This is a genomic window from Baia soyae (assembly GCF_004341445.1).
GTDB lineage: Bacteria > Bacillota > Bacilli > Thermoactinomycetales > Thermoactinomycetaceae > Baia > Baia soyae.
On the sequence record NZ_SLXV01000004.1, the window covers coordinates 21,203 to 35,753 of the forward strand.

Annotated in this window: 13 protein-coding genes; 1 reads left to right on the plus strand and 12 read right to left on the minus strand. The window is 41.9% G+C overall.

What is annotated here, in order from left to right:
• Window positions 1–3: 3 nt before the first annotated feature.
• From EDD57_RS02115 to tdh, 6 genes are all read right to left on the minus strand, one after another.
• Entirely contained in the window at window positions 4–726 is a 723-nt protein-coding gene (locus EDD57_RS02115) for a 4'-phosphopantetheinyl transferase family protein (RefSeq protein ID WP_131847835.1), read from the minus strand.
• A 76-nt stretch (window positions 727–802) separates the two neighbouring features.
• Complete coding sequence (locus tag EDD57_RS02120; protein WP_131847836.1) at window positions 803–1,444, minus strand: FusB/FusC family EF-G-binding protein; 642 nt, start codon at window positions 1,442–1,444, stop codon at window positions 803–805.
• Window positions 1,445–1,489: 45 nt separating this feature from the next.
• Window positions 1,490–2,173, minus strand: a complete 684-nt coding sequence (locus EDD57_RS02125) for a 3'-5' exonuclease (protein WP_131847837.1) — start codon at window positions 2,171–2,173, stop codon at window positions 1,490–1,492.
• A gap of 174 nt (window positions 2,174–2,347) precedes the next feature.
• Complete coding sequence (locus tag EDD57_RS02130) at window positions 2,348–3,232, minus strand: YitT family protein (protein WP_131847916.1); 885 nt, start codon at window positions 3,230–3,232, stop codon at window positions 2,348–2,350.
• Between the two features lie 214 nt (window positions 3,233–3,446).
• The gene (locus EDD57_RS02135) at window positions 3,447–4,625 is read right to left on the minus strand and encodes a glycine C-acetyltransferase (RefSeq protein WP_131847838.1); all 1,179 of its coding nucleotides are present in this window, start codon (window positions 4,623–4,625) and stop codon (window positions 3,447–3,449) included.
• A 36-nt stretch (window positions 4,626–4,661) separates the two neighbouring features.
• Window positions 4,662–5,702: an L-threonine 3-dehydrogenase gene (gene tdh / locus EDD57_RS02140; protein ID WP_131847839.1), complete on the minus strand. Its 1,041-nt coding sequence runs from the start codon at window positions 5,700–5,702 to the stop codon at window positions 4,662–4,664.
• Window positions 5,703–5,922: 220 nt separating this feature from the next.
• On the opposite strand from tdh, the gene EDD57_RS02145 reads away from it, so the two are divergent.
• On the plus strand, window positions 5,923–7,461 hold the full coding sequence (locus EDD57_RS02145; protein WP_243649410.1) for a DHA2 family efflux MFS transporter permease subunit: 1,539 nt from the start codon (window positions 5,923–5,925) through the stop codon (window positions 7,459–7,461).
• 246 nt (window positions 7,462–7,707) lie between these two features.
• Here the strand turns inward: EDD57_RS02145 and EDD57_RS02150 are convergent, their stop codons facing one another.
• The 6 genes from EDD57_RS02150 to rny form a co-directional block, all read right to left on the minus strand.
• Window positions 7,708–8,574, minus strand: coding sequence for a 2-oxoacid:ferredoxin oxidoreductase subunit beta (locus EDD57_RS02150; RefSeq protein WP_131847841.1), 867 nt, complete (start codon window positions 8,572–8,574; stop codon window positions 7,708–7,710).
• A complete protein-coding gene (locus EDD57_RS02155; protein ID WP_131847842.1) occupies window positions 8,561–10,321 on the minus strand; it encodes a 2-oxoacid:acceptor oxidoreductase subunit alpha in 1,761 nt (586 codons plus the stop codon). Before EDD57_RS02155 ends, EDD57_RS02150 begins: the two co-directional genes overlap by 14 nt.
• A 255-nt stretch (window positions 10,322–10,576) precedes the next feature.
• Window positions 10,577–11,542 carry a dipeptidase gene (locus EDD57_RS02160; protein ID WP_131847843.1) on the minus strand — a complete coding sequence of 322 codons (966 nt, stop codon included), beginning with the start codon at window positions 11,540–11,542 and terminating at the stop codon, window positions 10,577–10,579.
• A 95-nt stretch (window positions 11,543–11,637) separates the two neighbouring features.
• Complete coding sequence (locus EDD57_RS02165) at window positions 11,638–11,898, minus strand: stage V sporulation protein S (RefSeq protein WP_072332452.1); 261 nt, start codon at window positions 11,896–11,898, stop codon at window positions 11,638–11,640.
• 132 nt (window positions 11,899–12,030) lie between these two features.
• Window positions 12,031–12,831, minus strand: coding sequence for a TIGR00282 family metallophosphoesterase (locus EDD57_RS02170; RefSeq protein WP_131847844.1), 801 nt, complete (start codon window positions 12,829–12,831; stop codon window positions 12,031–12,033).
• Between the two features lie 73 nt (window positions 12,832–12,904).
• Window positions 12,905–14,443 carry a ribonuclease Y gene (gene rny / locus EDD57_RS02175; protein WP_131847845.1) on the minus strand — a complete coding sequence of 513 codons (1,539 nt, stop codon included), beginning with the start codon at window positions 14,441–14,443 and terminating at the stop codon, window positions 12,905–12,907.
• Window positions 14,444–14,551: the final 108 nt, after the last annotated feature.

Sequence of the window (14,551 nt, forward strand, 5' to 3'; positions counted from 1 at the left end):
GATCTATGTGATCACTAGGTTTTTTTCAAGCTTGGATAATTCATCGTATTTGATCTCTTTCACTCTGTAAAATGGTTCTGCTTCCTGCTTTGAACTTAGTGCAATCGATATCATGCAATCTGGCTTGGGATGAAACGTATAAAAGTGATATTCACCATCAAACTCCCTATGATGAAGAAGAGGTACGGTAAATGATAACGGCTTCATGGAAAAGCCTTTACCCGCTGCCTTCATAACTGCCTCTTTCCGAGTCCAAAGCCAGTAAAAATGTTGAAGCCTAGTTTCAAGATCATTTGGCTTTTTAACAAATGCTTGTTCTTCTTCTTGAAACACGAGAGGCATTACTTCCAAGTGATCTTTGACTGTGTTTTCAACATCAATCCCAACTTCACCCGTTCGCGTAACAGCACATGCCACGAGACCGTCTGTATGGGTTAGGTTAAAATAGATCTGTTTCTTCTCTTGTAAGTTCGGAGTTAGATACAGCTTCCCATATTCGTTTTCTTGAAACCTTATATCAGCCGATTCTAACCCCAAATATTGACCTAGTACCCCTTTTAACAACATTCTTCCCAACAGGAACTCTTTCTTCTTATGGTCAACTAGATAAGAATAGAGTTTTTCTGCTTCTTTTTGATCTAAGATAGCTGTATACGGGCTCAACTCATCAGAATGCATAGCTGAAGGAATCTTAATCCAATAAATTTCTACGGTGTTTTTATTCATTCATTTTAATCCTTTGATTTTTGTATTCATTATATCAGCATCCGCCCTACATTCTCAAAGGATTGTTGAACCCTAGTTAAATAGCCTCTGGTTTGATCCCCATGAATTCCCGTAACTTACTCATATCCGTTAAATCCTGATTGCACTCCTGACTATCCAGACACATATAATTTCCGGATACCAATTCTTGACTTCGTTTCGTCGTTACCAGTCCAATCTGGCTTCCCATTCGACTCTGGTTACATAAACAGCAGAAGCTACTTTTATTTCCGGAAAGGGGCGTGTATCGACACGCAAGGCCATATAGTTCTCCCTCTTCATAGTAAACAAGGTAAAGAGACTGTGTTCCTACGTCCCGCCAACCTAAATAACCGAGAGTAGAATCATCCATGTTTTCAAAATCGGGTATATTCATCTTTTTTACTTTCGGAAACAGCTTTCGAACTTGGCTCGATGTAACCTTTGGAAACTTCTCTACGTAAGGGGATAGTAGCTTCATAAATTCATTTACTTCATCCTGTCCACGAAATCTGCTTACATTTCGAAATAAATCCTTAACCTCAGGATCCAAACGATGAATCACTTCCCCGATCTTTATTTCCACTGCCTCTTCAATCGCTCGCAATGTCCGAAAATCACCCACAAAGTAAACCGTTTGAATGAGATGATGTAACTGCTGACGAATGAAATTGCGTTCATAAGGTTTGAGTAATTCCATTTATGTATTCTCCCTCTCATTTATGAACTTCTAATTTTTAAAGATCTATACCTGAGCTTCTTCCTCCATGAGTTGCCCACCTATTGATAGAACCAGCAAACGTAATCCCTCACAATCACTGGTAGCCCGATGACTTGGAATGTATTCAATTTCTTTCTGCCCTAACGCCCTTGTTAAGGAAACAAAGCGTTCATCTCGGTGTAACTGCTTATACATTTTCATCACACACCGCGGATCGTAACTAATCAGTGGCAATTGATACTTCTTACAGGTTCTACGAATCATCATGATATCTGCATCAGAGGCATACATTAAAACGGTCTTCCCTTGAATAATGCTACCTACTTCCGGCCAAATTTCAGACCATCCAGGGGCATCTTGTACCATTTCATCTGTAATACCATGGATATCCGTCGTCCGCTTTGGAATCGGCTGAGAAGGTTTGACAAGTGATTCGAATAAAATCGTTCCCTCCGCGTCTGTGATACCGATCTCAATAATTTCGTCCTCCCGTCCACCCCCTGTAGACTCCGTATCCAGCACTAACCAATCTCGTTTTAGATACCATTTCCGAAATAATTGTTTGCTCTGTTCAAATTCCTTCTCCACTTCTTTACATTTTTTCTCATAACATAGTGGACAAAGATTTACTTCTTCCATCCGTGCACGTTTCTTACAGCGTTTACATCGTTGAATTTTTGGTTCGTTTTGTGTTTGATTTTGTTTCATATGAGTAAATTTCCCCTTGTGCACAATCCCAAACGAAATGTTTATCAGTTTATATGTATACTCTCTTACTACTATATCCTAACTGGCCTCATTCACACTATCAAATAATGAGACAAAAGGACTAATCTGTTAACTAAAAACTAGAATCATGACGAATCATAGAAGGATATGACTCTAGTGAACAGCCCTCATCTTAAAATGTCCACCCTTTACCTCATGAATATTACCAACGGCCAAAAAAGCTTGTGGGTCTATATCTTCTACAATTTCCTTTAGCTTTACTTCTTCGAGGCGCGTCACAACACAGAAGATTACCTTTTTGTACTCTCCCGTGTATCCACCTTCCCCGCTCAAGTAGGTAACCCCTCTTCCAAGGTGTTTCAAGATGCAATTGCCTAGCTTTTCCGGTTCTTCACTCATAATCCAAACGAGCTTGGTTTCATCAAATCCTGCGATTACAACGTCGAGGAGCTTAAATACGATGAAATAAGCAATAAAAGAATACATAGCACGCTCCCAACCAAATAAAAAGCCCGCACTTCCCAAGATAAACAAGTTAAAGAACAAAACAATTTGACCGACAGAGAAGGGAGACCTCTTATTAAAAAGGATGGCAAGAATCTCAGTTCCATCAAGAGATCCGCCATATCGAATGACTAACCCAACTCCAATCCCTACCATGATTCCACCAAATATAGATGCCAGTAGAGGGTCATTTGTGAGAGGAGGCAGCGAGTGAAGAGAATAGGTGCCGATCGACATAACTGCCACACCAAACATGGTGGAAAGCGCAAACGTTTTACCAATTTGCTTATACCCCAAGAAAAAGAATGGGAGATTTAGTACAAACAAAAGAATACCTAACTTCAGACCTGTTAAATAAGAGAGAATCATAGAAATACCAACAATCCCTCCATCAATTACCTGGTTGGGGAGTAAAAAAATTTCTAATCCGACGGCAACTAACATAGCTCCCAGTAAAATGACCAAAATACGTTTTAACAGATTTCTCTTTGTCAACTTATGATGACTTGTTTTTTCCAACTTAGGGGGTACTATTTCCAACTGATTTAACTCCTTTAAACATGTATCACTTATAAGATCTTTGGATAGTATCCCCTGTTATCTATTAGTTATGTTGTAAAAACAAATGAAACTTAAGAAAGCACACAACAGAGTAGTTGTCTCATATATGTAACTCTATGAATCTACAACAATAAAAGGCAGTAGACCTACATGTAGATCTACTGCCTTCTCTATTCTCACTATTTTATTAGGAAATGACACCTAACTCTTTTCCAACCTTTTCAAAAGCAGCCAGTGCTTGTTGAAGATCTTCTTTGGTCTGGCTAGCTGTTACAATCGTCCGTACACGGGCTTTCCCTTTTTGAACAGTCGGGAAAGCAATTCCTTGGGCATATACACCCTCTTCAAATAAGGCATCAGAAAACTTCATCGTGAGGGCATCATCACCAATAATAACGGGTGTAACAGGGGTTTCACTATGACCTGTATTAAAGCCTAGTCTAGAAAGTCCCTCTTTAAAGAAGCGGGCATTATCCCAAAGGCGTTCCATAATCTCAGGCTCTTCTAGCAACACATTAACTGCTTCCAAACAGGCAGCCGTTACTGCTGGTGGATGCGAAGTGCTAAATAAGAACGGGCGAGCACGTTGAATCAAATATTCACGTAATACTTTAGGCCCTGCTACATAACCTCCCAAGACACCGATCGCCTTCGATAAGGTACCAATTTGAATATGCACACGACCATTTAGATCAAAATGATCAACCGTACCACGACCATTACGGCCCAAGACACCACTCGCATGAGCATCATCTACCATGACAATCGCATTGTATTTCTCTGCAAGCTCCACGATTTGCGGGAGCGGGGCAATGTTGCCATCCATACTAAATACGCCATCCGTTACAATTAAGCGCATCCGTGCAGATTGCGTTTCTTGTAGCGCCTTCTCCAAATCTTCCATATCCACATGCTTATAAATTCGGCGTCCTGCTTTCGTAAGACGAATGCCATCGATAATGCTGGCATGGTTTAGCTCATCACTAATCACTACATCTTCAGCAGATAAAATCGTTGCCACAACCCCGACATTGGCGGTAAATCCAGATTGGAATACTAGAGCTGCTTCTGTATGTTTGAACTCAGCCAATTTACGCTCAAATTCCTCATGAAGAGAAAATGTCCCCGCAATGGTACGAACAGAACCTGTACCAGCACCAAATTTTTCAACCGCCTCAATCGCTGCCTTACGCAAACGCGGATGGGTCGTTAGACCTAAGTAGTTATTCGATGAAAGCTGAATGGCTTCTTTTCCACGAATCACAACCCGAGCACCTTGCTCTGATTCGATTTCCGTAAGCTGACGATACATGCCTGCATCTTTCCAGCTTTGAATTTCCTCTTCCAGATGTGCAAATGGGTTCATGCTTACACCTCTTCTGTTATCGTTTTATCTATTTCATTATAGAGAAAAAACAACTTTCCCACTACGTCCACTTTTCATTAGTTCAAATCCTTCTTCAAAATCATCTAAGGATAGGCGGTGTGTAACGAGTGGATTCAAGTCTACAGCTCCTGACTCTAAGAAAGAAGCAGTTTGTTGCCATGTCTCATACATGCGGCGTCCTGTGATCCCTTTGACTGTAATTCCTTTAAACACAATGTCATTGGTTATATCTAATTCAATCGGACGAGTCGGTAGGCTTAGGATGGAGATTCTCCCTCCTGGAGTTAGCATCTCAAATGCCTGTTTCATCGCAATCGGATGTCCAGACATCTCCAAAGCTACTTCTACACCCTCTCCTCGCGTAATGGCTTGGATCGCTTTTACTGGGTCTTCTTTATGAGAGCGAATGATATGTGTAGCTCCCATCTGTTCAGCAAGGTTCAAACGATATTCATTTACATCTAGCGCAATTACTTTAGAGGCACCAGCTGCTTTAGCAACCGCCGCCGCCATAATACCAATCGGACCACATCCTACTACAGCGACACTACGTCCAGCTACCTCTCCTGATAAGACCGTATGAACAGCATTTCCCATCGGTTCCATTAAGGATGCGATTTCAAATGGCAAGCTTGGATCATTCACCCATAAATTAGATGCCGGAAGGGCAACATATTTGGTAAAGCATCCATCTCTATCTACCCCGATGATTTGAGTGTTAAGGCAAACATGGTAATCATTCCGTCGACACGCTACACAATGACCACATACGATATGGGTTTCGGCAGAGACATGATCACCTACTTGCAAATTGGAAACGTTTTCACCAACCGCTACTACAACTCCACCCAATTCATGACCAAATACATAAGGTGGTTTAACCCGGCTCTGTGCCCATTCATCCCATGTATAAATATGAACATCTGTTCCACAGATACTGGAAGCTTTTACCTCAATTAATGCTTCATCTGGCCCAATGGTTGGGATTGGTACTTCACGTAATTGTGCCCCTTCATCTTGATGATGTTTAACCAGAGCGCGCATAGTTCCCTCCATGACGGACACTCCTTTCCTTTTCCTCGTTCGGTTATATATAAGATCATGAATCATTATAAATGATTTAAGGCCATAAGGGTAGTAGCAACATGTCCTTTTAGAGCGGACAAAACTCATTGATTGACCCAATCGGGGCCAGATTGATATAATGAATTTCGTTATTCGAAAGACGTTAATAGCTTCCTATATAACAAAACAAAAATACGTTGGAGGAATTACCTTGCAAGGGAAAAATAAACTGGTTCTTCTAGCCATGGCACTTGGTATCTTAATGGCGTCGCTAGATAACACGATCACCTCTGCTGCAATTAATGCCGTCATTGAGGATATTGGCGGTTTTGACCGAGTAAGCTGGGTGTTTACCGCTTATGTGCTCGCTTCCACCAGTACGATGTTAGTTTTTGGCAAAATGTCTGATATCTTTGGTCGGAAATTACTATACTTAATTGGAATTGGGCTGTTTCTCACTGGGTCTGTCCTATGTGGATTCTCCCAAAATATTGATCAGTTGATCTGGTCACGTGTCCTTCAAGGGATTGGTGCCGGGTCACTCATGCCCATTAGTTTTACCATTATCTTTTCATTGTTCACTGATCCAAAAGAAGCATCTAAGCTCACTGGTGTATTTGCTGGGATCTTCGGATTATCTTCTGTAGCAGGGCCACAGCTCGGAACATGGATCTCCTCTTCTTTGGATTGGCGTTGGTGTTTCTTTGTAAACGTGCCCGTTGGCATCCTAGCCTTTGTCATTCTACTGTTTGCTCTACAAGAATCTCGTTCTCAAGTACGACCTAAGATTGATTACTTCGGAACCGTCTTTATTATTATTACAACCGTTTCGTTTATGCTCGCAGTCGAGTGGGGTGGAAAAGAGTATGCATGGGGGTCTTGGCAGATTATTGGTTTATTTGCCCTCTCCATGATATTTGGAGTCGCCTTTATCATGACCGAGAAGAGGGTTGCCGAACCTATCTTGCCACTGCACCTCTTTAAAAACAAAGTAGTACGTGGAACCAGTCTCATGTGTCTGTGCCAAGGTGCCATTCTGTTTGCTGCAATTACGTATCTACCTATCTTTGCCGTGGCTGTACTCGGAAAAACAAACTCTAACAGCCTACTTACTCCTATGATGTTTTCCTTGATGGTTGGGGCGAGTGTAGCAGGTATCCTGCAAAGTAAGATCTCCTTCCGTACTTTAGCGACGATTTCGATGCTATCTGCTATTGGAATTAGCATTGCACTAACCATGCTATCCCATACTGCATCCTGGACCACTATCACCATTCTGATGATCATATTGGGTGCCTTTGCACTAGGACCATTGATGAGTACTGCTCAAAATGCTATCGCGGCCAATGTAGAGCCTCGCTATCTAGGTATCACGAGTTCTATTATCGGTTTCTGGCGTAATATCGGTGGGGTATTAGGTGCTTCCATCATGGCAACGATCGTAAATAATCAACTCCAACATAAAATACAAGATGGTGCAACTAAATTAGGCATCCCAGCAGATAAAGTGGATCAATTAGCAAATCCCGAAATTCTTATGCACGCTGGTGGGCAAGTCCCTCCACAAATTAAACAGTTTCTACGTGATGCGCTCGAACTTGCTATCAACCACGGCTTTTATCTCGCTGTCGTCTTCTCCGTCATCGGGTTAATAGCGGCAATTAGTGTTGGCAAAGGCAATTTCTTAGAAGCTCGCTTTAAAAACCAAAAGGAAGCGTCCATGGCTACGGCAACAAATAAGGACGAATAGTTTTATCATAACAAAAAGGTATTCTTTCCTCTTTCACAACTTAAGGAGGGTGAGAATACCTTTTTTATTTTATGTTCTTATTGATTGTAAGAGGATTTTTCATTTTTGTTTGTGTAGAAAACTAGTCTGATAATATAAAAATAATTTATAGACATTTATTTATGAAAATCCGATAAAAACAAGGATCCCGAAAAATTCGAGATCCTTGTTCGTCTATATAAGGAAGAAAAATGAGGACATAAGATCTTATGCGAATTCAGCCATGAGACGGTCAAATTGCTCTTCCGAGATGTTAAGATCTTGTTTTGCCAAACCTTCTTCTTTAAAGCCTTTAATCATTGCTTCATAAGGTAGACGTTCTTTGTTTTGATAAAGAATACCCGTTACCAAGCCATCATGCTCCATCAATGTTTGCATCGCTTGTCCTCGGTTAGCATTATCGTATCCTTCTAAGGTATCTAGGTTTACGATGTTCTGCTTAAACCATTCGTAGGTATTAATCTTGTTGTATGTTACACAAGGGCTGTACACGTTGATTAAGCTAAAGCCTTTATGCTTCAATCCTTCTTCAATCACGTGAGTAAGTTGCTTCAAGTCACTGGAGAATGATTGTGCTACAAAGCCAGCATTTAATGATAGTGCTAATTCCAATGGAGAAATCGCTTGTTCAATCGATCCTTGAGGCGTACTTTTCGTCTGGAATCCTTGTGCACTACGTGGAGAAGTTTGTCCTTTTGTCAAACCGTAGATTTGGTTATCCATTACGATATAAGTAACGTCTACATTACGACGGATCGCATGTACCGTATGACCCATACCGATGGCAAAACCATCACCATCTCCACCTGATGCTACGACTGTTAAGTCACGATTCGCCAATTTTAGACCTTGGGCAATTGGCAACGCACGACCATGTACTCCGTGTAAGCCGTACGCATTTACATAACCAGAGATTCGACCCGAACAGCCGATTCCGGAAACAATTGCTACCTCTTCTGGCTCCAGGCCTACATTAGCAAACGCGCGTTGCATAGCTGCGAGTACTGAGAAGTCCCCGCAACCTGGGCACCAGTTGGGTTTCACTTTGTTGCGGAAATCTTTAAATGTTGCCATGAACTAACAGCTCCTTACATGCGTTTGTAATTTCAGCTGGGTAAAATGGATTTCCATCATACTTACCATAGAATTCGATTTTCTCAGCCATTCCTACATTCATCTTAATTAAGGAGGTCAACTGACCTGTTGCATTGTTTTCAACGACAAGAACTTTTTTCGCGTTCTTCATTTGCTCTGCCAATAAATCAGTTGGGAAAGGCATTAACTGACGTACATGTGCTTGGTTTACTTTTAAACCATCTAATTCAAGACGTTCTCTCGCCTCAGCAATGCTACCTTTGGTTGAGTTAAAACCAATTACGAGAAGATCTGCTTCTTCGTGAGGTGCATCAACCGCTACTGGATTGGTGTAACCGATATCCTGGCTAAGTTTTCCTAAACGTTTATCCATCATGTTAATCCGGTTTTCAGCACTTTCAGAAGGACGACCTGTCTCGCTATGCTCAACACCTGTAACATGGTGAATACCATTTTTAGTACCTGGAAGCGTACGACGAGAAATTCCATCTTCTGTAAGCTCATAGCGCGGGAACAATTCTGAGTCGCCCAATTGCGGAAGATCTCCATCAAATGGAAGCAGTTTTCCACGGTCAATACTTACTCGATCGTAAGATAATGGATCAACTGTCTGCTTCCCTAGAGATACCGCTAGGTCCGTTAAGATAATAACCGGACATTGATACTTCTCAGCCATGTTAAATGCTTCAATCGTATCGTAGAAACACTCTTCAGCAGAGCTTGGAGCGATTACGATTTTAGGGATCTCTCCGTGAGTGCTATATAGCATAGAAAGCACATCGGATTGCTCTTGTTTCGTTGGTAGACCCGTACTTGGACCACCACGTTGGGTATCCACGATCACACATGGGGTTTCTGTCATACCAGCAAGTCCGATTGCTTCTGTCATCAAAGAAAGTCCAGGACCAGCAGAAGCTGTTAGCGCACGCACACCACCATAGTTAGCACCGATAGTCATGGTAATCGCTGCTAATTCATCTTCTGTCTGAACAACTGTTCCACCAAACTCAGGAAGTTTCCGAATCAGGTATTCCATAATTTCAGATGATGGAGTAATTGGGTATGCAGCCATCAAACGAGCACCAGCCGCAACAGCTCCAAATGCAATCGCATCGTTACCGATCATGTAAAGACGCTTTTGACCATCAGAAGTAGCTAATTCAAAATCAGGAAGGTCATCGATTGCAAGTTCTTTCACATAGTCACGGCCGCGTTCAATTGCTTCCATGTTTTTATCAACGACTTTTTGCCCTTTTTTCAAGAAGCGTCCTTCGATTACTTCACGGAACGCAGCAAGTGGCAATCCGAGTAGAGCTGTCGAAGCACCTACCGCCACCATATTTTTCATCTGAGCCATGCCAACTTCTTCAGCGATTTTCGTGAATGGTACCGCTAATAAGTGAGCTGTAATACCTTCAGGCAATGTAGGATCAAACTTTTCATCTGCCAAGATGACGCCGTTTTTGATTAACTCATGTGCATTAAGATCGATCGTTTCTTGGTCAAATGCAACCAAAATATCGAGGTCATCGGCGATCGAACCGATTGGATCGGTACTCATACGAAGCTTAGTATTCGAATGTCCACCTTTAATCCGAGAGGAAAAGTGGCGATACGCGTATAGATGATAACCTTGTCGGTTTAATGCAGTCGAAAGAATCTCACCGGCACTGTCAATCCCTTCACCTTGCTGTCCGCCCACTTTCCACGAAAGCTGCTTAATCATGAACTCATCTCCTTTAAACTCCCAAACAAAACGATTACAATATAATGTATATGTTAGATTCTAGATCGGCTCTTCACAAACGAAAAGATACAGTCCATTTTTTGTGGTGAGTCGTCTAACGCATTTTCATTTATCATTCTAGACCTGCCCACCTGAAAAAGCAACCGTTTCCCCTCTAAAATTGTTCACATTTTGTTTCATTGCACCAATAAACCACTAAAATTAATTCATATGCATGTATATTTATACAATATGTTATGAAAACGCTTTACTATAGAATACATAACTGCTTTTCCATGCCCATTTTTCTACTAAATCAGATGGATAATATTGCAGTAGCATGTGGATGAATGAAGTGTACTGCTTTGCCGTTTCCAAACCAGTCACTTTTTCCTCAATTCCATCAAAGTCAGAACCAAACATGATAGAATCCGCTCCTCCCAGCTCACAAATATGTTCAATATGTCGTATGACATGACTTATATTAGACTCGTTTGATGGTTGATGCACAAAGCATGGAACAAATGTCACACCAATCATACCGTCTTTCTGAATCAAGGCTCGAATTTGATCATCCTCTAAATTTCGGACATGCGGACATAAGGCGCGTGTATTGGAGTGACTAGCCATCACCGCCAAATCAGTATACTCCATCACATCCCAGAAACTTCGGATGGAGAGATGGGATACATCGCAAATCATCTTTAGCTTCCTCATTTCTTCCAAAACTTGGTGTCCAAATCGAGTAATCCCCCCGTTGCGTAATTCTTGCACTCCATCTGCCACTTCGTTTGCATAGTTCCACGTTAGACCCATGGAGCGCACTCCTAGACGATGAAATAAACGCAAATAAGCAATCTCCCCTTGAAGAGCGTCTGCACCTTCTAGAGATAAGATTGCCCCAATTGGAGCATGGTCGTCCTTTTCACGAGCCACTCGTAGACCATCCAACTCATTGCGATTGGTAATCAAAGCCATCTTCGATTGATCCTGGAGCACCTTATGATAAAAAATATCAATTTGCTGGGCCGCCGCTAAAAATTGCTGTCCTACAGGAATTCGCGGTGGGACAAAGACAGCAAAGTTTTGTATGAAACTGTTAGCGGAGCATAGGCCATGATACGAAACATCTAGTGTGGATTCTTCTTCATAGAAGTGATGTTCGTCTGGAGAATTCCACAATTTTAACAGCACGTCACAATGTCCATCTATCACCCACATATATGTTCCCCCGTAAAATCAATCTCAAATAAAAAATAAACCTGTCTATTATGATAAACAGGTTTTACCTAAAAGTTATATACAAAGTCTAGGTTTTAGCGAGGTTCTACAATTAATTTGATCGCCGTACGCTCTTCTCCATCGATTACAATGTCTGTAAATGCTGGAACGCATATGAGATCAATCCCACTAGGCGCCACAAATCCTCGTGCAATCGCAACAGCTTTCACTGCTTGATTAAGTGCACCCGCTCCAATAGCTTGCATTTCCGCTTGACCGCGTTCACGCAAAACCCCAGCGAGTGCGCCTGCTACAGAATTCGGGTTGGATTTTGCTGAAACTTTTAATACTTCCATGACTGTACCTCCTCGATGGTTATGAGTGAGTCCACTCCTAATATATTCGACTAAGTTTTAAAAATTCCTTCTTAAAAATGTAGATAGAAATGAAAAATCAGAAAGAATTTTATTCGAAAACTACCGAAGTCATTAATGAAACCACGGTGAGTCTTCGTCAATTCGAATCCTTTGAATTCGTCTAGCTTTTTTAGTCGAAGAGTCAAAATCAAGAAGAACAGCATTTAACTGAAACCTACCTCCAGCTACTTCGAAACGGACGGGCAACTGAGTGAGATAACGACGAATGACTAGCTCCCGATCCATTCCAATTATTCCATCATAAGGACCCACCATTCCCACATCTGTTAGATAAGCTGTGCCTTTAGGAAGGATTCGTTCATCTGCTGTTTGTACATGTGTATGCGTGCCAATCACCGCAGATGCCTTTCCATCTACAAACCAAGCAAAAGATTGTTTCTCAGAGGTAGTTTCAGCATGAAAATCAACCAAAATATAGTGTCCTGCCGATATTTGTTTGTACATTTTTTCAAAACTTTTCATCGGGCAATCCAAAGTAAGAGGAGACATAAAACTACGCCCCATCAGATTCATAACCGTCACTTTCCCTTTCGGAGTCGAAAGAGTAGTAAATCCTTTACCAGGTGTTCCTTCAGGGTAGTTGGCAGGTCGTACTAGGTGTTCTTCTTCTTCAATAAAATCAAAGATCTCAGACTGTCCCCACGTATGATTGCCTAGTGTTAAACAATGCACCCCTAATGATCGGAACTCTCGAACAATCTCTTTCGTAACCCCTCGCCCGTTATTCGCGGAATTCTCCGCATTTACAACGATCACATCCGGTTGATAAGCACTTTTTAACTTTGGTACGTACGTTTGGAGAGTTTGTCGACCAAGCCGGCCCACGATATCACCTATCATTAAAATTCTCATAAATTTAATATTTCCTCCAACCTCATCATAAAAATGAACTTAATAAAAAAAATAAAGCGGCGTTCCAGCCACTTTATTTTGCATACTCTACCGATCTTGTTTCGCGGATTACCGTCACCTTGATTTGTCCTGGATAGTCCAGTTGACTCTCAATCTGTTTCGTAATCTCACGTGCAAGACGACTTGCCTCTACATCATCCACTTCTTCTGGGCGAACAATAATACGGCATTCACGTCCTGCTTGAATAGCATACGATTTCTCGACACCTTCAAACGACTCACAGATCTCTTCTAGTTTCTCCAGTCGCTTGATATACGCTTCTAACGTCTCACGTCGTGCTCCTGGGCGAGCTGCCGATAGTGCATCAGCCGCACGTACTAACACAGCAATGACACTTTCTGCCTCACAATCACCATGATGGGAAGCAATACTATTGATTACGACTGGATGTTCACTGTACTTCTTGGCCAATTCTACACCAATTTCTACATGAGAACCTTCCACTTCGTGGTCAATTGCTTTCCCGATATCATGCAAAAGACCTGCACGTTTCGCCAAATGAATATCTTCACCTAGTTCGGCTGCTAGCAATCCACAGAGATGTGCCACTTCCATCGAATGTTTTAAGACATTTTGTCCATAACTTGTACGGAATTTCAATCGACCTACAATCTTGATCAAATCCGGGTGGATTCCATGAACACCTGTCTCAAAAGTAGCTTGCTCTCCGTATTCTCGAATGCGTTCATCCACATCACGGCGTGATTTCTCCACCATCTCTTCAATGCGAGCTGGATGGATTCGACCATCTGCTACGAGTTTTTCGAGTGCGACTCGAGCTACTTCACGACGAATTGGATCAAAGCCAGACAGAATAACCGCTTCTGGCGTATCATCAATAATGAGGTCAATACCAGTCAATGTTTCTAAAGTACGGATATTACGCCCTTCACGCCCAATGATTCGTCCCTTCATCTCATCGTTCGGTAGGGTAACCACAGAGACTGTTGTTTCCGCTACATGATCTGCGGCACAACGTTGGATACAGAGAGACAAGATATTACGCGCACGCTTATCTCCTTCTTCTAAAGCTTGTTGCTCCATATCCTTCACGATTTGAGCCGTTTCATGACGCATCTCGTTTTCTACTCTGGTTAGGATCAACTGTCTTGCTTCGTCTGTAGTCAAGTTCGAAATCCGTTCCATCTCACGAACTTGCTTTTGATACAGATCTTCGATTTGCTCCACTCGCGCTTCTAGTTGGCGTTCCTTATTCGCTTGAGCTTCCTCGCGACGTTCTACACCATGTTGCTTTCGTTCGAGCGTTTCTTCTTTTTGTTCAAGACGCCGTTCAAAACGTTGTAATTCGTTTCGCTGTTCACGAATTTCTTTTTCTACATCCATCCGAAGCTGATGGGCTTCATCACGTGCCTCAAAAATCTTTTCTTTTTTGGCTGCTTCCGCATTTTGATGTGCCTTTTCAATTATGGCCTGCGCTTCTTTCTCAGCACTTCCAATGCGAGCTTCCGCACTCACTTTCCGAATCCAGTAACCTACCCCAAATCCTGCCAATAGTGAGGCTAAAAGCAGAATGATGGTTTCCAATTGCATCCGCTTTCACCTCCTCTTTTCTTTTATTAAAAAACAAGACCGATTCATTTCGGTCCATTAAGCTTGTCCCTCTGTTGTTTGCTCTTTACCAAGTTAGGCTGAATATCC